The sequence below is a fragment of the Pseudomonas sp. P8_229 genome, assembly GCF_034008635.1.
GTDB lineage: Bacteria > Pseudomonadota > Gammaproteobacteria > Pseudomonadales > Pseudomonadaceae > Aquipseudomonas.
Genome location: NZ_CP125378.1, coordinates 3712022 through 3733761, shown reverse-complemented (window position 1 = coordinate 3733761; position 21740 = coordinate 3712022). Strand labels below are relative to the sequence as shown.

The 21740-nt window shown below is 61.6% G+C and carries 21 protein-coding genes; 7 read left to right on the top strand and 14 right to left on the bottom strand.

Translation table 11 applies throughout. The annotated features are described in order from the left end of the window. Nucleotides 1–13: 13 nt before the first annotated feature. Genes QMK55_RS16825 through cpaB form a run of 4 tightly spaced genes read right to left on the bottom strand, consistent with a single transcriptional unit; the run spans nt 14 to nt 4645 of the window. Entirely contained in the window at nt 14–1282 is a 1269-nt protein-coding gene (locus tag QMK55_RS16825; protein WP_025111734.1) for a CpaF family protein, read from the bottom strand. After that, nucleotides 1279–2472, bottom strand: a complete 1194-nt coding sequence (locus QMK55_RS16820) for an AAA family ATPase (protein ID WP_102357080.1) — start codon at nt 2470–2472, stop codon at nt 1279–1281. Before QMK55_RS16820 ends, QMK55_RS16825 begins: the two co-directional genes overlap by 4 nt. Then, a complete protein-coding gene (locus tag QMK55_RS16815; RefSeq protein WP_320329600.1) occupies nt 2469–3692 on the bottom strand; it encodes a type II and III secretion system protein family protein in 1224 nt (407 codons plus the stop codon). The genes QMK55_RS16820 and QMK55_RS16815 overlap by 4 nt, the downstream gene beginning before the upstream one ends. 20 nt (nt 3693–3712) lie before the next feature. Continuing rightward, nucleotides 3713–4645, bottom strand: a complete 933-nt coding sequence (cpaB, locus tag QMK55_RS16810) for a Flp pilus assembly protein CpaB (RefSeq protein ID WP_102357082.1) — start codon at nt 4643–4645, stop codon at nt 3713–3715. Between the two features lie 345 nt (nt 4646–4990). Here cpaB and QMK55_RS16805 point away from each other — a divergent pair, with 345 nt between their 5' ends. From QMK55_RS16805 to QMK55_RS16795, 3 genes are all read left to right on the top strand, one after another. Beyond that, nucleotides 4991–5197 carry a Flp family type IVb pilin gene (locus tag QMK55_RS16805; protein ID WP_102357094.1) on the top strand — a complete coding sequence of 69 codons (207 nt, stop codon included), beginning with the start codon at nt 4991–4993 and terminating at the stop codon, nt 5195–5197. A gap of 117 nt (nt 5198–5314) precedes the next feature. Then, entirely contained in the window at nt 5315–5527 is a 213-nt protein-coding gene (locus QMK55_RS16800) for a Flp family type IVb pilin (RefSeq protein WP_102357083.1), read from the top strand. Between the two features lie 66 nt (nt 5528–5593). After that, nucleotides 5594–6001 (top strand): response regulator, encoded by a 408-nt coding sequence (locus QMK55_RS16795; protein WP_320329599.1) that lies wholly within the window; start codon nt 5594–5596, stop codon nt 5999–6001. Between the two features lie 60 nt (nt 6002–6061). Here the strand turns inward: QMK55_RS16795 and QMK55_RS16790 are convergent, their stop codons facing one another. Continuing rightward, nucleotides 6062–6847 (bottom strand): response regulator transcription factor, encoded by a 786-nt coding sequence (locus tag QMK55_RS16790; protein ID WP_102357086.1) that lies wholly within the window; start codon nt 6845–6847, stop codon nt 6062–6064. Nucleotides 6848–6966: 119 nt separating this feature from the next. Next, the gene (locus QMK55_RS16785) at nt 6967–7437 is read right to left on the bottom strand and encodes a prepilin peptidase (protein ID WP_102357087.1); all 471 of its coding nucleotides are present in this window, start codon (nt 7435–7437) and stop codon (nt 6967–6969) included. Nucleotides 7438–7513: 76 nt separating this feature from the next. Here QMK55_RS16785 and QMK55_RS16780 point away from each other — a divergent pair, with 76 nt between their 5' ends. Then, nucleotides 7514–7960: a TadE/TadG family type IV pilus assembly protein gene (locus QMK55_RS16780; protein ID WP_041068044.1), complete on the top strand. Its 447-nt coding sequence runs from the start codon at nt 7514–7516 to the stop codon at nt 7958–7960. Then, entirely contained in the window at nt 7957–10704 is a 2748-nt protein-coding gene (locus QMK55_RS16775) for a PAS domain-containing sensor histidine kinase (RefSeq protein ID WP_102357089.1), read from the top strand. Before QMK55_RS16780 ends, QMK55_RS16775 begins: the two co-directional genes overlap by 4 nt. Here the strand turns inward: QMK55_RS16775 and QMK55_RS16770 are convergent. The 5 genes from QMK55_RS16770 to QMK55_RS16750 all read right to left on the bottom strand — a co-directional run bounded on the left by QMK55_RS16770 (nt 10701) and on the right by QMK55_RS16750 (nt 15235). Beyond that, nucleotides 10701–12689, bottom strand: coding sequence for a pilus assembly protein TadG-related protein (locus QMK55_RS16770; protein WP_320329598.1), 1989 nt, complete (start codon nt 12687–12689; stop codon nt 10701–10703). The two genes, QMK55_RS16775 and QMK55_RS16770, sit on opposite strands and share 4 nt — an antisense overlap. A gap of 264 nt (nt 12690–12953) precedes the next feature. Further along, complete coding sequence (locus QMK55_RS16765) at nt 12954–13511, bottom strand: DUF4136 domain-containing protein (RefSeq protein ID WP_102354403.1); 558 nt, start codon at nt 13509–13511, stop codon at nt 12954–12956. Nucleotides 13512–13562: 51 nt separating this feature from the next. Further along, nucleotides 13563–14171, bottom strand: a complete 609-nt coding sequence (locus QMK55_RS16760) for a DUF4136 domain-containing protein (RefSeq protein ID WP_320329597.1) — start codon at nt 14169–14171, stop codon at nt 13563–13565. Between the two features lie 12 nt (nt 14172–14183). Next, a complete protein-coding gene (locus QMK55_RS16755) occupies nt 14184–14933 on the bottom strand; it encodes a methyltransferase (RefSeq protein WP_102354401.1) in 750 nt (249 codons plus the stop codon). Beyond that, complete coding sequence (locus tag QMK55_RS16750; protein WP_007951009.1) at nt 14933–15235, bottom strand: MazG-like family protein; 303 nt, start codon at nt 15233–15235, stop codon at nt 14933–14935. Before QMK55_RS16750 ends, QMK55_RS16755 begins: the two co-directional genes overlap by 1 nt. A 246-nt stretch (nt 15236–15481) precedes the next feature. Here QMK55_RS16750 and QMK55_RS16745 point away from each other — a divergent pair, with 246 nt between their 5' ends. Both QMK55_RS16745 and QMK55_RS16740 read left to right on the top strand, forming a co-directional pair. Beyond that, a complete protein-coding gene (locus QMK55_RS16745; RefSeq protein ID WP_102354400.1) occupies nt 15482–15775 on the top strand; it encodes a hypothetical protein in 294 nt (97 codons plus the stop codon). Nucleotides 15776–15937: 162 nt separating this feature from the next. Beyond that, nucleotides 15938–17293, top strand: a complete 1356-nt coding sequence (locus tag QMK55_RS16740) for an MATE family efflux transporter (protein WP_102354399.1) — start codon at nt 15938–15940, stop codon at nt 17291–17293. Here QMK55_RS16740 and QMK55_RS16735 read toward each other — a convergent pair. The 3 genes from QMK55_RS16735 to speA form a co-directional block, all read right to left on the bottom strand. Beyond that, a complete protein-coding gene (locus QMK55_RS16735; RefSeq protein ID WP_320329596.1) occupies nt 17284–18078 on the bottom strand; it encodes a DUF4123 domain-containing protein in 795 nt (264 codons plus the stop codon). The genes QMK55_RS16740 and QMK55_RS16735 overlap by 10 nt on opposite strands. Beyond that, nucleotides 18075–19415 carry a type VI secretion system Vgr family protein gene (locus tag QMK55_RS16730; RefSeq protein WP_320329595.1) on the bottom strand — a complete coding sequence of 447 codons (1341 nt, stop codon included), beginning with the start codon at nt 19413–19415 and terminating at the stop codon, nt 18075–18077. The genes QMK55_RS16735 and QMK55_RS16730 overlap by 4 nt, the downstream gene beginning before the upstream one ends. Before the next feature lie 232 nt (nt 19416–19647). Continuing rightward, nucleotides 19648–21561, bottom strand: a complete 1914-nt coding sequence (speA, locus tag QMK55_RS16725) for an arginine decarboxylase (RefSeq protein WP_025111754.1) — start codon at nt 21559–21561, stop codon at nt 19648–19650. Between the last annotated feature and the right edge of the window lie 179 nt (nt 21562–21740).

Genomic DNA, 21740 nt, shown 5'->3' with positions numbered 1-21740 from the left:
GCGTCCCATGCTGTCAGCCCAGGTTCGTCTCGTGCCGCAACTTGTCGCCCGCCGGATTGACCGCTTCGCGCAGGAAGCCGAAACCGGTGCGCCGATCAAGGCGAAACAGGGTGTTGGTGACATACACGTCTTCACGAATGCCGACCACCTCCACCACCTCGCTGACGCAGCGCCGGCCATCGGGCATGCGGGTCAGCTGGATGATCACATCGAGGGCGGCGCAGATCATCTGGCGCAACGTGCGCTCGGCGATGGAACGGCCGGTCAGACCCACCAGTGTCTCCAGGCGCAACAACGCATCCTGCGCATTGTTGGCGTGCACGGTGCTCATCGAACCGTCGTGACCGGTGTTCATCGCCGTCAGTACATCGACCACTTCGACCCCGCGAATCTCGCCGAGGATGATCCGGTCGGGGCGCATCCGCAGGGCGTTGCGGATCAGGTCGCTGGCCTTGACCTCCCCGTGGCCCTCGGCATTCGGCGGACGGGTTTCCAGGCGTACGACGTGCGGGTGGCCGAGTTGCAGTTCGGCGACATCTTCGATGGTCACCAGGCGTTCGTGAGGGTTGATCAATTGGCTGAGGATGTTCAGCAACGTGGTCTTGCCGGTGCCGGTACCGCCGCTGATGAGCACGTTGCAGCGCTTGCCCACCGCCTCTTGAAGGAATTCGAAAATAGCCAGATCGATGGTCTGCATCGCCATCAGGTCACTGCTCTTGAGCATGTCCTTGCGAAATTTGCGGATCGACAGGCACGGGCCGTCGAGGGCAATCGGCGGAATGATCGCGTTGACCCGACTGCCATCCGGCAGACGCGCATCGACCATCGGCGAGGACTCGTCGAGGCGGCGCCCGAGTGGCGCAAGAATTCGTTGCATGACCCGCTCGACGTGATGCGCATCGATAAAACGCAGGTCACTTTGGTGCAGCACGCCGTCGCGCTCGATGAATACCCGGTGCGGGCCGTTGACCAGAATCTCGGTCACCGACTGATCGCGCAGCAACACTTCCAGTGGACCGAAGCCGGTGAGCTCATCGACGATCTCCTCGGCCAGACGCTCCATCTCGTAACGGGAAATCGCCAGGTGCAGACGGGCGATGTATTCGGCGACCTTGTCGGTGACAAACTGCGCCAGCAACTGACGCGAGCCTTCCAGCAGGTTTTTCCCCGACTCCTCAATGGCGTCGATTATGTAGCGGTGCAGGACCAGCTTCAGGCCTTCGTGATCGGAGTTGCCGGCCGGGCCATGCTGCACCGCACCGAACAGTTTTTCCGCGCTCATGAGGTGCCTCGCAAGCGATCGAACCAGGTGACGGCCTTGGGTTTGGCCAAGCCTTCGGAGCGTTTGGCCAGGCGCTCGCCGAGGGTGCGCAGGCTCTGCGTGAGTTTTTCCCGCGGGGCCAGTTCGAACAGGCTGACGCCCTGGTTTTTGGCGTTCAGACGCACCTCGGCGTTGGCCGCCAACACCGCGATCACTTCCAGATTGAAGGTTTTTCCCAGGGTTTCAGAATCCGGAGCAACGTTGCCCAGATAGCCGTCCACCAGCAAACGCGCGTGGTCGAGCTTCATGCCTTTCTCGCGCCACAGATTGAGCACGGCGAGGTTGCGGCGGCAGTTGAGCACGTTCTGATCGGTGTACCACAGCAGCTTGTCGCAATGGCTGACAAAGGTGCGCAAGGCTTCGCTGTCGGACTGCCCGGTAAGGTTCACGACGATGTGCTGGAAATGTTGGCGCAAGGCGCTGAGCAGCATGTACAGCTCGGCGGCGCTGGTGCTTTCCAGCGGCTCGTCGTTGCTGGCATACGCCAGAATCCGCAGGCCCGCTTCGGTGCTGGTGAAGGCACTGTCGATCAGGGTGGTGTCGAGCCTGCGCAAATGGCGCAAGGCATCGCCGAAGTGAAACGAACTCTCAAGCCCGAGCAACGCCAGGCTGTCGCCACGGGGCAGGCCCAGATCCAGCAGCAGGGTTTGCTGACCGCTTTTTTGCACCACCTGCGCCAAATGGTTGCTCAGCAGTGCGCCATCCGAATTGCTTTGCGCGCCGTACAACACGGTGAGGCCACCGAGCTGGGTGTTGGTAGTCACCGGTGGCAGGCGTTTGTTCAGGCGTCTTACCAGCCCGGCGACTTCACTGGCGCGCGAACCGTACGCCACGAAATCCCGGGCGCCGGCGCGCATGGCATTGAGCACCAGTTGATTGTCCATGCCATCGCCGAGCGCAACGATGGCGAGCATCGGTTTGGCTTCCAGCGCGCCCTCGATCAACGCGCTCTGCGCCACCACATGCTCACGGTCCAGGCCAACGAACACCAGGCTGGCGAAGGTGACATCGACCAGCGCCAGCAATTCGTCCAGGCTCCCGGCCCCGGCACTGACCACTTGCCCCAGCGGGGCGAGAGCGCCTTGCAGCCACTCCAGATCAGTGCTGTTGCGGGTGATCGCAAGAAAGGTCTGGCTCAGGTTCTGGTTCATTGGGACAACCCGCTGCGCTTGTCGAAGTTACCGTTTTCCAGGAAGAACATGCGGTAGAAGTTCGGGTCGTAGTTGCGCAGTTTTTCGCCCGGCAGCGACGGCAATTGCGCATCGGCGGCCAGCGGCTGCACCAGGTGCGGGGTGACGATCATCAGCAGCTCGCGCTCTTCGCGCTTGATTTGCGAATCACGGAAAAACGCGCCGATCACCGGGATGTCGCCCAACCCCGGAAACTTGTTCACCTGCGAGGTGTTGGTGGTGCTGATCAAGCCACTGATGACGAAGCTTTCGCCGTCGGCCAGCGACACGCTGGTATCGGTGCGGCGTACAGTCAGGGCCGGCACCGGGGTGCCGGCAATGGTGATGGCGTTGGCGTAATCCAGTTCGCTGACTTCCGGGGCAACCTTGAGCGCCACGCGGTTGCGGTCGATCACAGTCGGGGTCAGGGTCAGGCGGATCCCGAACTCCTTGTACTCGATGGTCACCGTGTCGCTGCCGGAACTGGGCACCGGGATCGGAATTTCACCACCGGCGAGGAAGCTTGCGCTCTGCCCACTCAGCGCCACCAGGCTCGGCCGCGCCAGGGTGTAGGCGAAACCGCTGCCTTCGAGGGCGTTGATGATCGCCATGGTCTTGCCGCCGATCCATGAGAAGTTGAACTGACCGTTGTCCACCGGCAGCTTCGGCGTCGGCACGCCACTGATGTTCGGCAGCGTACCTGGCGAGCCGAACAGGAAGTTGCCGCGCACACCGATCAACGAGGCCGTGGCCTCCTTGAGCTTGGTGCGGCTGACTTCGACGAAACGAATGTCGGTCTGCACTTGCGAGGGCAGCGTCGGATCATCGGAAGGCATTCGGCTGGCGCTGGTCAATGCCGCGGTGGCACTGCCTTTAACGAACACCATGCTTTGACGCGGCTCACTGGAGCACGAGGTCCAGACCATCAGACTGGTGGCGCCGGGAGCCACGCCGGTCAGCAAAAACGAAGCGCGGCCGGTGTCATGCACATCGGCGATTTTCGGGTCGCCGATGGCCACGCGGGTGATTGCCACCGGCGACTGGATGTCCTGCTGGAACCCTTCGCCGATCTCGATCACCGGCGGCATACGGCCGAGTGCCGAGCAATTGCCCGTGGCCGCGATGGCCGCGTTCATTGACAGTCCCATCAGTATCAAGGCCCGGACTACAGGTTTTACTATCGGCCTGAATCGACTCTGCATGCACGTGGATCCTTGCTCAGTCATGGGGCTTGTTGGGAAACCTGGTTGCCGCGGATCACTTCCATCGGCGTGCGCGTATGGCCGCCAGTGGCCGGCGTTTTCGGCGCCGCGCCCAGGGCCAGTTGCGTGAACTGGAAGAGTTGGCTGTTGGCGTTGTCCAGGTGCGCCGGCGACTGCTTTTCACCAGCCCAGTATTTGGCCAGGCGCTGCTCCTCGCTGCTGCGCACGGCCAGGCGCAACGTGCCGACCTGGGTGGCGAGCATCATCCGGCTCAGCAACTGCTCAGGCACCGCCAGCACCACGGTGCGCGCGGCGATGCGGCGTTGATCCTGTTTGAGTTTGTCGTCGGCGCTGAGGGCCGGGCTGGCGGGCTGGCCGTCGTTGGTCAGGCCGTATTGATCGCCAACGCCGAGTACGCGCATGGCCGGTACGACGATCTGCGCCGATTGCTGCAGATTGCTCGCGTCCTGGCGCAGGTAGAGCAACACGTCGACGTAGTCACCGGGGATCAGTTGCCCGGCAGCACCGATTACCTCATCCACCGCCACGGTCAAGGCACGCTCATCACTGTGAATCATCCGTGCCAGCGATCCGCCAGCTTCGAAGCTTTCATCGTTGAGCCAAGTGCCCGCGCTCAGGTGTCGCCAAGGGGTACGGCCGACTGCTTGATCGACGCTGGACAGGCTGCCGGCCGGGGCACTGCGCAGCTTTTCCAGCGCCAGATCCGCAGCCGTCAACGGGGTAAAAGGCGGGACATCGTGCAACAGCACGACCACGGGCTGACGGGTCTGGTCTTCGGCGGCGGCGACGGTTTTTTCCACAACGGCAGCCGGGGCGGCAGGCGCCTGGGCAACGGGAGCCGGTTGCCGACTGAGGACCAGGCCCCAGTAACCGACGATGATTGCCCCAAGCAACAACACTACTGCAAGACCCATGGTGACGCGACTGTTCATGACGGCTCTCCCTTTCCTTACTGCACCGACAGCCTGTACTTCCTGATGAGAGATTTTTTCGCGATCAGGCAGCTATGAACATGCAACTATTTCGCTATTTCCAAACTAGCTGATCCGAGCCAAAACGCCATTACTGACAGGAAAATAACTCACTAAAGTATGAGTCCTGGCCAATTAACTGTAGGGACAGGGCCGACTCACGATCCGACTAATCCTTTGTGATTAATCCGTTCTTACAGTTGTTGACCGGGGGTTTGTTGACAATGCTCTGATAGCACGGTGAAAGCATGCCGCTGTAGCGTTGGATCGGCGCCAGAGGCGCAAAGGAGTGGACGTATGTTTCGGATGATCATCGACTATCTATTGGCCAGGGCCAGATTGCTGTGCAGAAGTGAAGAAGGTGCGTCTGCCATTGAATATGCGATCGTGGTGGCAATGGTGGCGGTCGTTGTGGTGGTGTTTGTGACGCCCATCGGCGACAAGGTGCTGGCCATTTTCAACCTGGTGCTGACCAAACTCGGTGGCGCTACACAGGTCAGACCGACGCCCTGATCCAAACCTTTCCCCTCTTCCAGTGCCCGGGTCAGTGCTGAAAAACAGCAACGCTCCGGCACTGGCAAGTCATCGGATTTCAGGTCCGATCTCCCGCTGTCATGAAGGAGAATGTCCATGATCCTTGAATACCTGATAATGCGCCTGAGGTCCTTTCTGGCCAGCACGGAAGCCGCGTCAGCCATCGAGTACGCCATTGTGGTGGCCATGGTGGCGGTCGTGGTGGTGGTATTCATCACACCACTGGGCGCGAAAATCTTTGCGATCTTCAACAGCGTACTGGTGTCCCTCGGCGGCACTGCACAAACAGCTCCGGTGCAGACACCCTGATGTGAGTCGCGTCCGGCGAATGTCGCGCTACACTCGATCTCACTTTCAGCTACTCAGGGACTGCCCATGACTGCTTCCTCACTCCCCCGCCAACAGTTGCTGCTGGTTGACGATGAAGAGGATGCGTTGCTTGAGCTGGCCGAGTTACTGGAGGGCGAGGGCTTTGTCTGCCACACCGCGACGTCGGTGAAACTCGCCCTGCACCACCTCACCCGCTATCCCGATATCGCCCTGGTGATTACCGATCTGCGTATGCCGGAGGAGTCCGGCATGTCGCTGATCAAACGCCTGCGCGAGCACACTTCACGCCAGCATCTACCGGTGATCGTCACGTCCGGACACGCCGACATGGAGGACGTCAGCGACATGCTGCGCCATCAAGTGCTGGACCTGTTTCGCAAGCCGATCTACCACGTGCGCCTGCTGGAAACCCTGGACAATCTGTTCCCCAATCCCAAGGCTCAGGCCACGTAATCGGCGACGAGATATTTTGGAAGAATTGACTGCCTGTCCGCGATGGACAGGCCATCGGGATCAGTGTGCGGTTACCCGCTGACGAGCTGCTGAGGCGCTGGGTGAAAGCGCCAATGCCAATTGGGTGCGGTTGTGCATGTGGGTCAGGCGCAACACCTGCGAAACGTACAGCTTCACGGTGTTTTCGGTGATGCCCAACTCGCAGGCGATCTGATAGTTGGTCTGCCCTTTGCCCACCAGGCGCGCCACATCCAGCTGCCGTGGTGACAACTGATTGAAGATCGCCGGAATTTCCTGCTCTGCCTCGGCGCCATCGCCGCCGAGCATGTCGCTGACCACTGCCGCCGGATTACGCCGGACCTTGTCCAGGTCCTGGTAGAGATCGTCGATGGATTCGGAAAGAAATTGCAGCTTCTGATTCAGATGACCCAGCTGCACATTCTTGTGCCGATCCTGCAGCGCCAATTCCTGACGTCTCACGCCTTCGAGCAGTTCATCCAGTTCGATCGGCTTCTGATAGTAGTCGGCAATCCCTGCGCGCAGGGCCTTGATCACGTCCTGTTTATCAGCGCGACCGGTGAGCATGATCGCTTCGAACACCCGGTGTTTGCCGCAGATACGTTGCAGCTCCTGCACCAGTTGAATGCCATCCATGTCGGGCATATGCAGATCGCTCAGCACCAGGCCGATTTCCGCGTCTTCGCTGAAACGCTCGATCGCCTGCTGGCTGGATTCACACGGCACACAGCGGTAACCGCTGCTTTCGAGAAACTCGCACAACTCTTCGACAATCAACGGTTGATCATCGACTACGAGCACTTTTACCGCAGACGTAAGCTTGTTCACGAACCACTCCATTGCTCGAGGCCAAAGCTGACTTTTTCTGCACTTTGGCGGTGTAACGACTTCATTTGAAAGTAGACGCACTTTCCGACTATGTACATAGGACTAGTGGCAACTGGCGACTAATGGATCCAATGAATCGAAACCAGTACCCCCGCCAGCACGAACGGTGCAAATGGCAGCTTCTTTGACACTCCCGGCTCCATATATCGAAGATGTTCTCTAAGTCGTTGACTCATATGAAGCCAGACTCTTGGCGCGATCAGCAGCCAGAGCAGACTGGCGACGCCGGCGCCGATAAACGCGCAAAGAATGAATAAACCGTTCGTCGCAAGGCCCATGGCTGTCATTAATTTCACATCGCCCGCGCCCATGCGGCCCATGAAATACCCCGGTGCGGTCAACGCCAGGGCGATCACGCCAGCCCAGAGCCCCTCCTGCGCATCGGCCCCGAGCCAGGTCGTGCCGGTCACCCACAGATAAATCAGCGCCAGCGCCCCCGCACCGAACGTCAGCACATTGGATATACGCCGTTGCCGGGCATCCTGGGCTGCGCACAAGGCCAGCCAGATCAGGAGAACTAAACTCTGCATCCGGTTAAATCCCGTCCGATTCTGCTGATTGATTCTATGCTGATACTACGCAGTGAACGTCAGGGTAGACGCAGTCATGAAAACCGGCTTCGCAAAATCACAGGCAGGCGCAGTGGCGATCGAATTCGCTCTGGTATTCGTGATTTTTTTCGCTGTGTTCTACGCGCTCGTCAGCTACAGCCTGCCGTTTGTATTGATGCAGACGTTCAACGAGGCAACGTCCGAAGCGGTGCGTCGCAGCGTCGGGGTCGACCCCAACACCCCCGGTTATGCCTCCGTGGTGGTGAGCACTGCCAACACCGCGTTGACCCAGCAGTTGCAGTGGGTGCCACCAGCGCTGAACCTGGTGGTCGGCGTCGACACCTCAGCGGTGTATGACGCCACTCAAGGTACGCTGACGGTCAGGGTCGATTACCCTACCAGCAAGCTCAATCAGGTCATTCCGTTTCTGGTGCTGCCGGGCGTGGGTGCAGTGCCGAGCCTGCCCGCCACCCTCTCCGCCGCGTCGAGCCTGAAATTTTGACCACCGGCGACAAACTGTTCGGGCGCCTGCTCAAACGCGCGCCTGCGCCTGCCAACGAACTCCCCGACCATCTCGGCTCGCCGCCGCTGGGCCTGCATCTGCATCTGGACCACGACGGTTGCGTGTTACAGCTGGCCGGGCCGTTGCGCCACCAACTGGCACAACAGCCGCCCCACCAATCACCGGTGCCGCTGTCGGCTTATTTACTGGCGCACAGCACGCTGGCGATTGAAGGCCGCCCACAAGACTGGCAAGGGCAAATGCTCGACCTGGACTTTCCCGGCCTCAGCGATCAGACCCTGCACCTGCGCGGTTGGGTGCAGCCTTCGGCCGAGGGCTGGGTGCTGCAACTGATGGACATCGCAGACCTGCTGCTGGAGCGCCAGCAATCGCGCCACCGCGAATCCTGTCAGGCGCTCGCCGGGCAGATCAGCGAACACCTGCGAGCCTGCAGCCTGATGCGCCTGCCGGTGGTGGTCAGCGAGCAATTGCAGGCCATCGCCCAGCGCTGGCATATCCCGTGCCTGGCCATCGCCCTGCTCGACGAACAGGAACAGGGCTGGCAGATCTTCGAACAGTATCGCGCCCACGATGCACCCATGCTGTGGCAGGACGGCCAGCGTCTGGGCACGCCGCTCGACAGCCTCAACGGCAGTGCACCGCAGCGCCTCGGCGCCCATCATGGCTTGTACGAACACGCGCGGGTGGAAGCCACGTTCGGCAACGCCGATGGTTTCGCCGTGCCCTACAGCGATGATCGCGGGGTGGTGGCGTGGCTGCTCTGCGGCTTCTACACCGTCGACGTTGCCGCGCCGCATCTGAGCGACCGCGACTGGATGTCATTGACCAGCGCCCTCGCCGGCCCGTTGCTCAGCCGCCTGCGCGACCAGCAGCATCATCAATACACCGAGCGGCTCGAGTCGCTGCAAACCCTGCTCGGCACTGGTTGGTGGGAGATGCTCGGTGACGAGGTGCTGCTGGCCCCGTCGCTGCTCGATGTGCTGCCAGCAGACAGTGCTCGAATCTCACTGCAGGACTGGCTGGCGCTGATTCATCCGGCCGACCGCGAAGAACTGCGCAGTCGCCTGCACACCCTGCAACTGCACGGCGAGGCCCTGACCTTGAACGTTCGCCTGCACCGCAGCGGTCCCGAACAAACGCCCTTGTGGTATCGCGTGCAGGGTCAGGTCGCCGGCACCGGTGAACAGCGGCGCCTGGTAGGGTTCATGCTCGACATCAGCGACATCCAGAACCAGCAGCAACGGGCCGAAGCCGCCCATGCGCGACTGGACAATCTGATCGCCAGCTCGCCGGCGGTGATTTATGTCCAGCGCTACGTCGAAGGCGCGCTGATTCCAGACTTCTTCAGCGCCAGCCTGGAACCTCTGCTGGGCTGGACACCAGACGAGTGCAGCAGCGCCGACTGGGTGCAACTGATTCACCCTGAGGACCGCGAGCTGTATTTCGCCCGCTCCCGACAACTGTTACGCGAAGGCTCGGTGCGCGCGCGTTTTCGCTTGCGCGACGCGCGCGGCGAATATCACTGGCTGCTCGACGAAGCCAAGCTTTTGCGCAATGACCTTGGCCTGCCGGTCGAAGCTGTCGGGCTGTGGCTGGATGTCACCGAAGCGACCCTCGCCGCCGAGCAGGTCAGGCACAGCGAAGAGCGCTATCGGATTCTGGTGGAAGACTCGCCAGCGATGATCTGCCGCTATCGCCCGGACCTGACCCTGACGTTCGGCAACCGTCCGCTGGCGACCTATCTGGAATGCACGCCGGAGCAATTGCCGGGGGTCGATCTGGGCAGCTGGATGTCCGATGAACAACGTGCAGCGTTCGTGCAACGCCTGGCGCTGCTGACCCCGGAGCTGCCAGTGAGCACCGCCGAAATCAGCCTGCAGTTGCCCGGGCGCGAACACGCGTGGTGGGTGTGGTCAGATCGCGGCGTGTTCGATGAACACGGGCGCCTGCTCGAAGTGCAGGCCGTGGGCCGCGACAACACCGAGGTGCGGCGCTCGCAGCAGCAACTCACGCAAAGCGCGAAAATGGCCACCCTCGGCGAAATGGCCACCGGCCTCGCCCACGAAATCAACCAGCCACTGAACGTCATGCGCATGGCCATCGTCAACGTGCTCAAGCGCCTGGGTAACGGCGATGTGCAGATCGATTACCTGACCGACAAACTCAACCGCATCGACGCCCAGGTGCAGCGCGCGGCAAAAGTGGTCGATCACATGCGCGTGTTCGGCCGCCGCTCGGAGGTCGAGCAGCAACTGTTCAACCCGGCCTCGGCCATCGAAGGCACGCTGTCGTTGCTGGCCGAGGGCATGCGCGGCAAGGGCGTGGACCTGCGCATCAGCGAAACCGGTTTTAGCGTGCAGGTACGCGGTTATGTCGATCAGCTGGAGCAGGTGCTGATCAACCTGATGGTCAACGCCCGCGATGCACTACTCGGCAAACGCGAGAAAGATTCGTCGTTCAAGCCCTGGATCTCGATCTACGCCGAGCGCGATGAGCACAAGGTGCGGCTGTGGGTCGAGGACAACGGCGGCGGCATCGACCCGCGTTTGCTGGAGCGGATTTTCGAACCGTTCTTCACCACCAAACCGGTCGGCGTCGGCACCGGGCTGGGCCTGTCGGTAAGTTACGGCATCATCGAAAACATGGGCGGCCATCTCAGCGTGCGCAATTCGGTGGAAGGCGCGCGGTTCTGCATTGAGCTGCCAGTGGCACCGGAGGTCTAGATCACCAGATAGGCCTTGCCCGTCTGGCCACAGGTCATGTTGGCGCCGACGTCGACGTCCATCAGGTTGATGCCCAGGCTTTTAAGCAGATTGTTGAGCAATGGGTCGAGCAATGGGCTAACCAGGTTGGTCACCACAGGCAGCAGATGATTGGTGACATCACTGATCAATGAGGCGACGCCAGTCACAATTGCGCCCAGCGGATTACTGCCCTGCGGTCTGTATACGATCAAATTGATCCCCGCCAACGTGTTGCTCAGGCTGCCGACGATATTGGAGGTCGGCGCAGCTGATTGCACACTTGGCGGCAGTTTAAGGTTGGCAGGTGTCGAAAATGGCGTACCACTGGAAAATAGCAAGTCCTGCGAGTTTTGCGCGACGGGAGTATCCAGCATGATTGCGATGCCGCCGGCACCGTATTGAATATGCGAATTAGGGTCGCAACTGCCGAGCCCAACGACCCGGTAACAGGTCGCTATGCCCAGATCGATCAGCGGCAACGGCGTTACCGTCGGCTCTGCTGAAGATGAGAAAGCATTGGTGGGGTCGATCTTGCCGAGCTTGAGGTCGGCAATCGAGGTAACGGTATGCGCAGTCAGACTCTTGGTACCTGTGGATCCGGTCGGGCAACTGTAATCAGTGACATAACTTTTGGCACCACCGGCATCTAGGCTGATATCGATTCTCGGCGACGGCAAAAGCAGTGGATCCAGTTGCTGACACCCAAGGCATACCACCGAGTTCAGCACTGCCACCAGATTCAGGCCGAGCACAGCATTGAGCGTCGAGGTCAGCCCCCCCACCAGCCCCAGCACCGCGTTGGTCAGTCCGGCCACCCCACTCAATACCGGCAGATCCACCGAGAGCATCGTGCGGATCTGCGCAGTACGCACATAAATCCGGTCCGGCCCCAATGGATTCGCCTTGGCCCGCGCCGGGTCGCCAATCGCCGAAAACTGCGGCGGCTCGATCACCTTGACCCGCACCGTGACGTTCGCCAGCCCCAAGACACTGATCGGCAAGGTCGCGGCCACCGCGCTTTTGCTGTTGGCCAGTTGCACCACGCCCTGAATCAATTGCAGCAACTGCAGGTTGGCATCCAGCCCGGCCGCCGTGGTGCCGGTCTGCAACTGCAGGATATCGCCTAGTTTGACCGGTGCGGCGTTGATCGCCGCGACCTGCAATTGCCCCAGCGCGGTGATCACCGTGGCGGTCGCGCCATTGAGTTGCACCACTGTCGCAGCCGCCTGAATCAGTTGAGTGACCGTAGCCTGAGTGTTGAGCAGCTGCGTGTAGTTACCGGCGGCCACGTTGAGGTTGATCGCCAATTGATTGAGGTAGCTGAGCAGGTTGATGTCGGTGTTGAGCAGACCATCCCAGCCCAGTGCAGTGAGGTTGACGTTGCCGCCGAGCAGCCCGGAGAACAGCGGGTTGAGAATGTTCGATTGCGCGGTGTTGATGCTCGCCAGGGTACTGCGGATGTTCAATTGCGCCACCGTCGGGATTGGCAAGGCGGCGACCGCCGAGGCATTGAGCGTGGTGCTCAAGCTGACGGGTGAGCCAGTGAACAACGCTTGTACGCCACCGGCAAAACTGGTGGTCACCGTTCGGCTGGCGGCGACCTTGACCGCGGCCGACTGGGTGGCATCGACGGTAAAGGTACGCAGTCCGCTGGCTGGGGTCTGTAGGCTGCCGCAGGTGGTTGCCAGGGTGTTGTTGGCATCGACGGTGTAGCCATTGCGCACGGCGCTTTGCCCGGCATAAGCGGCGGCGGTCAGGCCTGACTGACAATTGCCGCCGCGACTGACGGCTTCCAGCGCCGCACTGTCGACCACCCGCTGCAACTTGCGTTGCTCCATGTACAGGCGACCGGTATCGACCACCAACAGCATCAACACCAGCGCCAGGCTGAGGGTGGCAGCCGCCATCAACCCGATCGCCCCGTGTTGCCGGGCCGGGCCGTTGAACTGCGAACGAGGCGACATGGCGCACTCCTTTGCCGGCGCGTTGCCGAGCGCTACCTCCGATGGTGGACTTGAGTGTAGACGGGGCTGAGCGAGACTGCTGGCAACACGCCACTTCGCAACGATGAAGATCCCCTGTGGGAGCGAGCTTGCTCGCGAAGACGTCGGCCCAGCAAACATTGATGTTGACTGCCCCACCGCTTTCGCGAGCAAGCCCGCTCCCACAGGGGATTTGTGTCAGGCAAAAAAAAGGAGCCACTTGGGCTCCCGTTTTTTTACAGCGGTCTAGCGCGGTGGATAGTTGGCCAATATCCGGCTGACGGTTTCACGCACTGCATTGCTGCGATCCTGTGGATTGGGTGTGCTGCTGAGCATTTGCTCATCGCTGCCGCGCCACACCAGTTTGCCGTCCTTGCCGTCGAGCAGGTCGATCTGGATCGTCGCCACCTTGTAGGTGATGTTGCGGGTTTCGTTGTACATCGGCGCGCCCCAGTAACCGTTCCACGGGCCGCCCCAACCACCGCCGTAGTTGGTGGTCACTTGCTGCTGGCGATCCTCGACGATCAGGTAGGTCTGCACGCTCAAGTCACCCTTGGCCCCCGCTGCGGCGGGGCGCAAACCGCGCTGGTCGAGCTGATCGCTGACCGCCTGGCGGATCCGTTGCTCGGTCAGGTCGCTTTTGATCCGGGGATCATCCGGGCGATATTGCAGGGCGGGGTCTTTCCAGCTCCAGCTGCGATACGCGGCAAAGTCGCGGCTGGCATCGAAGTCATGGTTGACCTGATTAGCGGCGCAGGCGCTGAGCAGCGCGGCCATGGCCAGTAATGCGAGACGACGGAACATGGTTTTTCTCCGGTTGAAGGCATGAACCTGCGAAGCGTTCTCACCTGGAGTTTAGCTGGGCGGATAGGCTGACATGGCTTTTTCCACAGCCTCGCGAATGGCATCGGTGCGCACGAGTTGGCTACCCTGGTTGGCAGTTTCGGCGCTGGCGCTCCACACCGGTTGACCGGTGCCGGCGTCGAACAGATTGACCTGCACCACGACAACCTGCTCCTGATAGGTGCGAACAATCGGCACGCTGTTGTACATGCCATAACCGCGCCCGTATCGATCATAGCCACTGTATCCGCCGTAACCGTAATCGTCCTGCACCTGACGCAAGCGGGTTTCCAGACGCAGATTGGCGCTCACCAACAGGTCGGCCGGACGATTGTCATGCAACGGCCGCAAACCACGTTGATCGAGGGCATTGCTGACCGCCTCGGCCACTTGCGCCGAATCGGCCCAAGCCGTGCCCGGCGGCAACTGGCCATTGAGCCAGGCCCAACTGCGGTAGCGCCCGTAATCGCGCGGTGGCGCCGGATAGGCACTGCGGTCGAACGTGGTGGCGGCTGGCGGCGGGGCCGGCGGCAAGGGTCGCGACTGCGCCACATAAGGGTTGCTGCCCTGGCAAGCGGCCAACCCCAGGCAAATCAGTAATAACCCCGATTGAGCTTTCATGCAGTGCTCCGATCAGATCGGCCGGCAGATCCAGTGTAAATAACGCCCAAGCCCGGCGAAGCTTGGGTGACGACGGTGCGCCAGTTCCATTTCCAGCAAGTCCGCCAGTTCGACGCGGGCCTGGAACTCCACCGGCATGTAGTCGTGGAAAACCCGCACGCCGCTCTGGGTTTCGACCTGCCACAAGCCTTCGAGTTGCGTCGCCAATTCCCGTGGATCAAGCGGCTGCTGCGGGGTCAGGCTCTGCTTTTCGCCGGCCATGACGTTCTTGCGCATCTTCTTGAAATGGCCCTTGAGCAGGTTGCGATAAATCAGCGCATCACGGTTGTAGAACGCCAGCGACAGCCAGCCGCCGGGCTTGGTCAATTGATGCAGCACCGGCAGGATCGCGTGGGGTTCGGCCAGCCATTCGAGCACCGCATGGCAGATCACCAGATCGTACGGCTCAGTGAGCTGACCGAGCAGTTCCTGCCACGGCGCCTGAATGAACGTCGCGGTTTGCCCGGCTTCGGCAAAGCGCTGGCGGGCGCCTTCAAGCATCGGCTCGGCCGGTTCGGTAAAGGTCACTTCGTGCCCACGTTCGGCCAGCCACAGCGACATGTGGCCCAGGCCGCCGCCGATATCCAGCACCCGCAGCGGCCGGTCCGGCAAAGCTTCGGCAAGGTCGGCCTGGAGCACCGCAAGGCGAATCGCACCTTTGGCACCACCGTAGATTTTTTCGGCGAAACGGGTCGCCAACTGATCGAAATGCCGGTCGCTCATCAGCTGAACCGCCGTTCGCTGTCGGCGAGCTTGCTGCGCACCACTTCATTCATGTCCAGCCCCAACTCGCTGCACAGCAGCAACAGGTACAGCACGATGTCGCCGACTTCCTGCCCGGCATGCGCCAGTTTGTCCGCCGGCAACTGGCGCGACTGGTCTTCAGTCAGCCACTGGAAAATCTCCACCAGCTCGGACATCTCGACGCTGGCGGCCATGGCCAGGTTTTTCGGGCTGTGGAATTGGCGCCAGTCATTGCGGTCGCGAATGGCGTGCAGGCGTTCGGTCAGTTCAACAAGGTTCATCGGGCTCTCCTGAAGGCGTATAGCTTCGGGGGGATGCCAAGCGAAGGCAAGGGGCACGCTGTGCTTTTGGTGGGAGCGGGCTTGCTCGCGAATGCGGTGGGTCAAGTAACTGATGAGTTGAATGACACACCGTCTTCGCGAGCAAGCCCGCTCCCACACAAGCTCGGTGCAAACCCTCTATAGTTGCAGGGAACTCGGCCACCTGCGTTGTGGCCCAAGGCTCAGCTCTTTCATCAGGATGCACACATGCAGGTAGAAAGCTTTTTCGAATGGCTCGGCCAGGCACTCGGCTCGATCATCCGCTTCATCGTCGATGGGCTCAGCGGCCTGTTCAACATTCTGGGCAACGCCGGTGGCAACTTCGTCGATGGCCTGGCCAAGACGCTGGGCATGGACACCTCGATCATCAGCATCCTCGCGCTGATCGTCGGCTTGATGCTGTTGTGGTCGGCGATCCGCGCGTTCATGAATGCGTCGATCATCGCCGGGATCATCTGGTTGCTGCTGGGGTTGTGGTTGCTGAGTTGGATCATCCACTGACACCGATGCCTCCCGGTGGGAGCGAGCCTGCTCGCGAAGGCGGTGTGTCATTCAGCACAGCTTTGACAGACCTGACGCTTTCGCGAGCAGGCTCGCTGCCACAATGGATCGCACTGCGAACCAGATGAATCGCTACAATCCCCGCTCCCCCAAGGAGCCCGCATGTCCAACCTGATTGCCGACTGGCGCGACCGCCCGACTCACCGCAAGGTCTGGGCGCTCGCCGCGCCGATGATACTTTCGAATATTTCCGTGCCGCTGGTGGCGCTGGTCGACAGCACCGTCATCGGCCACCTGCCCCACGCCCATCAGTTGGGCGCCGTGGCAGTCGGCGCCAGTCTCTACACCTTTCTCGCCTGGGCCATGGGCTTTCTGCGCATGGGCACCACCGGGTTTGCCGCCCAAGCCGCCGGGCGCAGCGATGGCGCGGCGTTGCGCCAGATTCTGTTGCAGGGCTTGCTGCTGGCGCTGGGGCTGGCGATCGTGCTCGGAGCATTGGGCGTGCCGTTGAGCGGCGTGGCCCTGCATTTCATGCAGCCCTCGGCGGAACTCGATCAACTGACCCGCGACTTCTTCCACACCCGGTTATTCGGACTGCCGGCAGCGCTGGCCAGTTATGCCCTGGTCGGCTGGTTTCTCGGCACCCAGAACGCCCGGGCACCGCTGGCGATTCTGCTGAGCACCAACCTGATCAACATCGCCCTCAACCTGTGGTTCGTCATTGGTCTTGAGTGGGGCGTGGTCGGTTCGGCCCGGGCTTCGGTGATTGCCGAGTGGAGCGGCGCCCTGCTCGGCCTGTGGCTGACCCGCGGCGCATTGCGCGCCTATCCCGGGCACATCGCCTGGGCGGCGTTGAAGGTGTGGCAGAGCTGGCGCCCGCTGCTGGCGGTCAATCGCGACATTTTCATCCGCAGCCTGGCGCTGCAATCGGTGTTTTTCCTGATCACCGTGCAAGGCGCGCGGCTCGGCGATGCCACGGTGGCGGCCAATGCCCTGCTGCTCAACGGCCTGCTGTTGACCGCCCATGCACTGGACGGGCTGGCGCATGCGGTCGAAGCCTTATGCGGACACGCCATTGGCGCCCGTGATCGCCTGGCCCTGCGTCGCTCATTGGTGGTGGCCGGGGGCTGGTCATTGCTGGCCAGCCTCGGTTTTGCCGCGTTGTTTCTGCTGGCCGGGCATTTGTTCATCGAAATGCAGACCGATATCCAGAGCGTGCGCGACACCGCGTTCGTCTATCTGCCGTATCTGGCCGTGCTGCCGTTGATTGCCGTCTGGAGTTACTTGCTCGACGGCCTGTTCATCGGCGCCACCCGCGCCCGGGAAATGCGCAACGGCATGCTACTGACCGTCGCGCTGCTGTTGCCGTTCGCCTGGGCATTGCAGGGGCTGGGCAATCACGGCTTGTGGATAACTTTCCTGTTGTTCATGGTATTACGCAGCCTGACCCTCGGCGCACTGGCCCTGTGGCTGCGGCGTAAAGATGGCTGGTTCAGCGGTAACCATTCTCAGGGTTGATCGCGTTGCCAGAGTTGGCGCAATTGTTCGAGTCGCGCTGGCGCACTCAATCCGTCCGGCACGGGCAGTAATGGTCCGCGCGGATGCTGCAAGCGTAGCCACAGCCAGTCGTCGAGCAGCGTCCTTTCGCGAAACCCCAGCGCCAGCCCCTGCTGAACGTGGGAAGCCATCGTCGGGTAGTTGCTTGCCGCCGATTGGCACCAGCGCCAGATGTGCTGTTCCAGCAGACAGCTTTGCAAGCGCTCACGCTGACGACGGGTGAGACTTTCATCGATTCCCAGCGGCTCCACCGCCCACTGCGGATTACGCAGTTGCTGCCAGCCCTGACTGCCGATGGCAAAGTCGGCCCAGGTGCCGCCGAACCAGCGCAACAGGTCGATCGGCCCGAGCCAGCGGCTCAAGTCACTGGCGTCACAGGCATCGAAGAAGTAACTGGCCGTCTGGCGGTTGTAGTACCCGAGCAAGGCACGGTGGTTGGGCTCGAAGGAAACCGTCAGCATTCGCCGCAGATGACTCAGCAGGCTCTGCTCAGAGGCCTCACTGGCCAACAGCAGACCGCGCCAGGTCTGCGGATCCCGGTGACACAGCGCGGCCAATGCCGGACAACCGTCCAGATCGACCAGCAGCGGCCCGTGCTCACTCACCGCTTGAAATTCGGTGCCATCGAACAACCGCGAGCAACGCACCCCGGCGAACCCCTGACCCAGTGTCGTCAGCGCCTGCCGGGCATCGGCGCCGTCGAGCAACAGCCAATTCACCTGCTGGGCAAACCCGACGCCGCTCAAGTGGCGCCGCCCTGATCCAGCGACGCGAGCAGCCGGCAACTACAGATTGACGCCGCGCAGTGGTTGTAACTGCCACCACCGGGGATCAGACACAACAGCAGCATGGGTTCGCCAGACTCGAGCCATTGTGTCAGGCCTGCGCTGGGCAAATCGTCCGGCAGCACGGGAGGCGAAGACTCATGTTCGCCTTCGAGCACTGCCGATTCCTGCAGGAAACCACTGATCACCGGCCGATCCGGATCGCCCTCCAGAAAGCTCACCACCACTTCGACACCTTCGCGCAGCGACGCCAGCGACGTATCGCTCAATGCCGGAGCGAGGGGTAGCCAACAGTGGCTGGCAGCAGCGCCCTCCCCCTGATAAAGCCAGTCAAACTGCACGGCCACCGGCCGCAGTTGATCGGGTTGTGGCTCGTCGACCGTCACCACCCAGGCCCGTTGCAGGCTGTACATGCGCGGCCTCGCGCAAATGCTCACGGATGTGGGGAGTGGCGCCTCGGCTGCGGCGAACAGCCGATTGCTGTAAGACGGATCGCTGGCAGGATCACCGCGATGCTCGATCCGGCTCAGCAACCAGCGGCGGTTGCACTCGGCAAACGGGTGGCCGGCCAGCGCCAGCCACTGCGCGCTGCGCAAGGTCGGCAGGTCGCTGCGGCCTTCGGCCATGCGGGTTCCGGCAGCACGCTCGGGCACATCCTGTGCCTCCACTTGTACCTGCCAGCGACGCACCGCCGGCTTGGCGCCATTGTCCACAGACGCCACGTCAGCCACGGGCAGACGCGCCGGATCATCGGCGAAAACCAGACAGTGTGCGTCAGGCCTGTGCTCGAAGTAGTAGTGGATTCGCGCCTGCGCGCACAGCCGCTGCACGAATTGCAGATCCGACTCGCGGTACTGGGTGCAAAAGGTCCGTACCGGGTATTCGCGGTGCAGATCGAAGCGTCGTTGCACACCGATAATTCCGTGTTCCTTGAGCACCTGCGCAAGGATCTGCGGCACGCTCTGGCTGCTGAAAATCCGCTGACTGAAGCGTAACTCCAGACAACTGAGCTTCGGCCCCAGCGTCACCCGACACAGCCGGGAACCCTCGCCGTGTTCATGCTGGACGACACCCTGCAACTGGCCGTTCAGACCATTGTTCAAGGGACCGAACTGCAGGAAGGCCGAGCGGTACAACAGGCTGGCAAGGTCAAGGTGCGGGTCATCGACCAACAGGTCGATGTCAAAGGCGAAGGGTTCGCTGATGCCCTCACTTCCGGTAAAGGCCAGCACCTCGAAGGGGTCGGAAAGCCCCGCTACATCGAGACGAAACGACGGCTCGTTGACTGAATCGAACATGGGCGGATCTCTACAGGAGGGGCGGCCGGGGATTCTCGCCGAGAGCCATGGCCGAGTAGAGAGCTGAAGTACAACTTAGGAAATGACCTACGCGAAAAGCAGACCGGATGACTTTCCTGATGCAGTTAGCCAAACATTTCGCGAGGATTTTGGGAGATGTCCCACCGGGTTATCCGAGTTTTCCGCAGTTTGCGGAAAAACTTCAGACAACCCGGCGGGAGCGCACCTGTTCTCAGGAAGACAGGTAGGAGGAGCGGGTCAGGCCCAGACGCAAGGCATCGAGGAACTGCGTGCGCTCGCTGGCACTGATGCGGGCACTGGCGCACTTGTCGCGGTAGTGGGTCATCAGTTCTTCCGGCGACAAGTGCACGTAACGCAGCATGTCTTCGATGGTGTCGTGGGTTTCGATACCGGCGTGGTACACGCTGCCATCGGCGTTCTGGTAGATGTTCACCGAGTCGGTGTCACCAAACAGGTTGTGCATGTCGCCGAGGATTTCCTGATAGGCGCCGACCAGGAACACACCCAGCAGGTAGTCTTCACCCTCGTTCAGACCGTGTACCGGCAGGCTGGTCTCGATGCTCTGCTCGTCGACGTACTGGTTGATCTTGCCGTCAGAGTCACAGGTCAGGTCTTGCAGCACCGCCCGGCGCAGCGGCTCTTCATCCAGACGATGCAGCGGGATGATCGGCAGTACCTGGTCGATCGCCCAGGTGTCCGGCAGGCTCTGGAATACCGAGAAGTTGCAGATGTACTTGTCGGCCAGCTTGTCGTTGAGTTCGTCGAGCACCTGACGGTGCGAACGCTGACGCGCCTTCAGCGAGTTGTGCAGGCGACGGCACACGGCGAAGTAGCACTGCTCGGCCAGGGCTTTTTCGGCCAGGGTCAGCTTGCCATCGGCGTACTGCGAAGCCACGTCGCTCATATAGTGGGTGGCGCGCCAGTAGGTCTCGGTGACCATTTCGATGTCGGTCGGGCCGAGCAGGTCAACCAGCCACTGCACGGTTTCCGGCAGCGCTTCCTTGTTTTCGATCTGCGGGATTTCGTCGTTGTGCTTCTCGACGTCGGTCACCTGCACTACCAGCATCGCGTGGTGCGCGGTCAGCGAACGGCCGCTTTCGGAGAAAATGTGCGGGTGCGGCAGGCTCTGCGCGTCGCAGAACTCCTTGAGCATCCCGACCACGACACCGGCATAGTCGTCCATGTCGTAGTTGATCGAACTGGCGTTGCGCGAGTGAGTACCGTCGTAGTCGACACCCAGACCGCCGCCGACGTCGATGTGATCGACCGGCAGGCCAAGGTTGCGCAGCTCACCGTAGTAACGGATCGCTTCCTTGAAGCCGTGCTGGTAGTCAGCGAGGTTGGCGATCTGCGAACCCATGTGGAAGTGCAGCAGGCGAATGCCCTGATCCAGACCGGCCGCGCGGAAGCGCTCGACCACCGACAGCAGTTGCGCCGCCGACAGACCGAACTTGGACTTCTCGCCACCGGTGTCCGCCCACTTCGACGAAGCCAGCGACGACAGGCGCACGCGCAGGCCGACCTGTGGCTTGACCTTGAGCGAGGCGGCCTCTTCGATCACCAGACCGACTTCGGATTCTTTCTCGATCACGATGAACACGTTGTGGCCGAGCTTCTGGCCCATCAGCGCCAGACGGATGAACTCGCGGTCCTTGTAACCGTTGCAGACGATGGTGCCGCCCTTCGGCGCCAGTGCCAGCACCGCCAGCAGTTCAGGCTTGGAGCCGGCTTCCAGACCGATGGAAACGTTCTGGGTGGCGATGATGTTCTCGATCACCGCTTCTTGCTGGTTGACCTTGATCGGGTACAGCGCGGTGTACTTGCTCTGGTATTCCAGGCGCTCGATGTTCGAGTCGAAAGCACCGGTCAGCTGACGAACGCGGTCTTGCAGGATGTCGGGGAAACGCACCAGCAACGGCAAGGACAAGCCGCTCTTGCGCAGTTGGTCGACTTGTTCGAACAGGTCGATAGGCGAGCTGCTCGGGCCGTTCGGACGAACTTCGACGCGACCGGCGTCATTGATCGCGAAATACCCGGCCCCCCAATGGCGAATCCCGTAAACACTGCGGCTGTCCGCAACTGTCCATTGGCTGCCATCGTCTTTGCGTGTGCGTCGTACGGACATCGAAGTCCCCTATAAAGAAGTCATAGTGCGTCGCCTGATCTCAGGCCGGCGCAGTCTAAAGAATGAAAATGACGGTTCGTCAGCGCCGCGGTAGACCGCGCTGACAGCGTGTAGTTTAGAAACCGGTATGAACAGGCTCTGTGAAAACCATGGAGACGACGCCGGCGCTGAGCATTTCA

Excerpts from the sequence above, each read along its gene's own strand:
- QMK55_RS16800 (WP_102357083.1), top strand. The coding sequence starts at position 5,315 with ATGATCCTTGAATACCTGATAATGCGCCTGAGGTCCTTTCTGGCCAGC.
- QMK55_RS16755 (WP_102354401.1), bottom strand. The coding sequence starts at position 14,933 with ATGAGCGACCGGCATTTCGATCAGTTGGCGACCCGTTTCGCCGAAAAA.
- QMK55_RS16795 (WP_320329599.1), top strand. The coding sequence starts at position 5,594 with ATGACTGCTTCCTCACTCCCCCGCCAACAGTTGCTGCTGGTTGACGAT.
- QMK55_RS16820 (WP_102357080.1), bottom strand. The coding sequence starts at position 2,472 with ATGAACCAGAACCTGAGCCAGACCTTTCTTGCGATCACCCGCAACAGC.
- cpaB (WP_102357082.1), bottom strand. The coding sequence starts at position 4,645 with ATGAACAGTCGCGTCACCATGGGTCTTGCAGTAGTGTTGTTGCTTGGG.
- QMK55_RS16805 (WP_102357094.1), top strand. The coding sequence starts at position 4,991 with ATGATCATCGACTATCTATTGGCCAGGGCCAGATTGCTGTGCAGAAGT.
- QMK55_RS16765 (WP_102354403.1), bottom strand. The coding sequence starts at position 13,511 with ATGTTCCGTCGTCTCGCATTACTGGCCATGGCCGCGCTGCTCAGCGCC.
- QMK55_RS16815 (WP_320329600.1), bottom strand. The coding sequence starts at position 3,692 with ATGCAGAGTCGATTCAGGCCGATAGTAAAACCTGTAGTCCGGGCCTTG.
- QMK55_RS16730 (WP_320329595.1), bottom strand. The coding sequence starts at position 19,415 with ATGTTCGATTCAGTCAACGAGCCGTCGTTTCGTCTCGATGTAGCGGGG.
- QMK55_RS16750 (WP_007951009.1), bottom strand. The coding sequence starts at position 15,235 with ATGAACCTTGTTGAACTGACCGAACGCCTGCACGCCATTCGCGACCGC.
- QMK55_RS16785 (WP_102357087.1), bottom strand. The coding sequence starts at position 7,437 with ATGCAGAGTTTAGTTCTCCTGATCTGGCTGGCCTTGTGCGCAGCCCAG.
- speA (WP_025111754.1), bottom strand. The coding sequence starts at position 21,561 with ATGTCCGTACGACGCACACGCAAAGACGATGGCAGCCAATGGACAGTT.
- QMK55_RS16740 (WP_102354399.1), top strand. The coding sequence starts at position 15,938 with ATGTCCAACCTGATTGCCGACTGGCGCGACCGCCCGACTCACCGCAAG.
- QMK55_RS16770 (WP_320329598.1), bottom strand. The coding sequence starts at position 12,689 with ATGTCGCCTCGTTCGCAGTTCAACGGCCCGGCCCGGCAACACGGGGCG.
- QMK55_RS16745 (WP_102354400.1), top strand. The coding sequence starts at position 15,482 with ATGCAGGTAGAAAGCTTTTTCGAATGGCTCGGCCAGGCACTCGGCTCG.
- QMK55_RS16825 (WP_025111734.1), bottom strand. The coding sequence starts at position 1,282 with ATGAGCGCGGAAAAACTGTTCGGTGCGGTGCAGCATGGCCCGGCCGGC.
- QMK55_RS16760 (WP_320329597.1), bottom strand. The coding sequence starts at position 14,171 with ATGAAAGCTCAATCGGGGTTATTACTGATTTGCCTGGGGTTGGCCGCT.
- QMK55_RS16780 (WP_041068044.1), top strand. The coding sequence starts at position 7,514 with ATGAAAACCGGCTTCGCAAAATCACAGGCAGGCGCAGTGGCGATCGAA.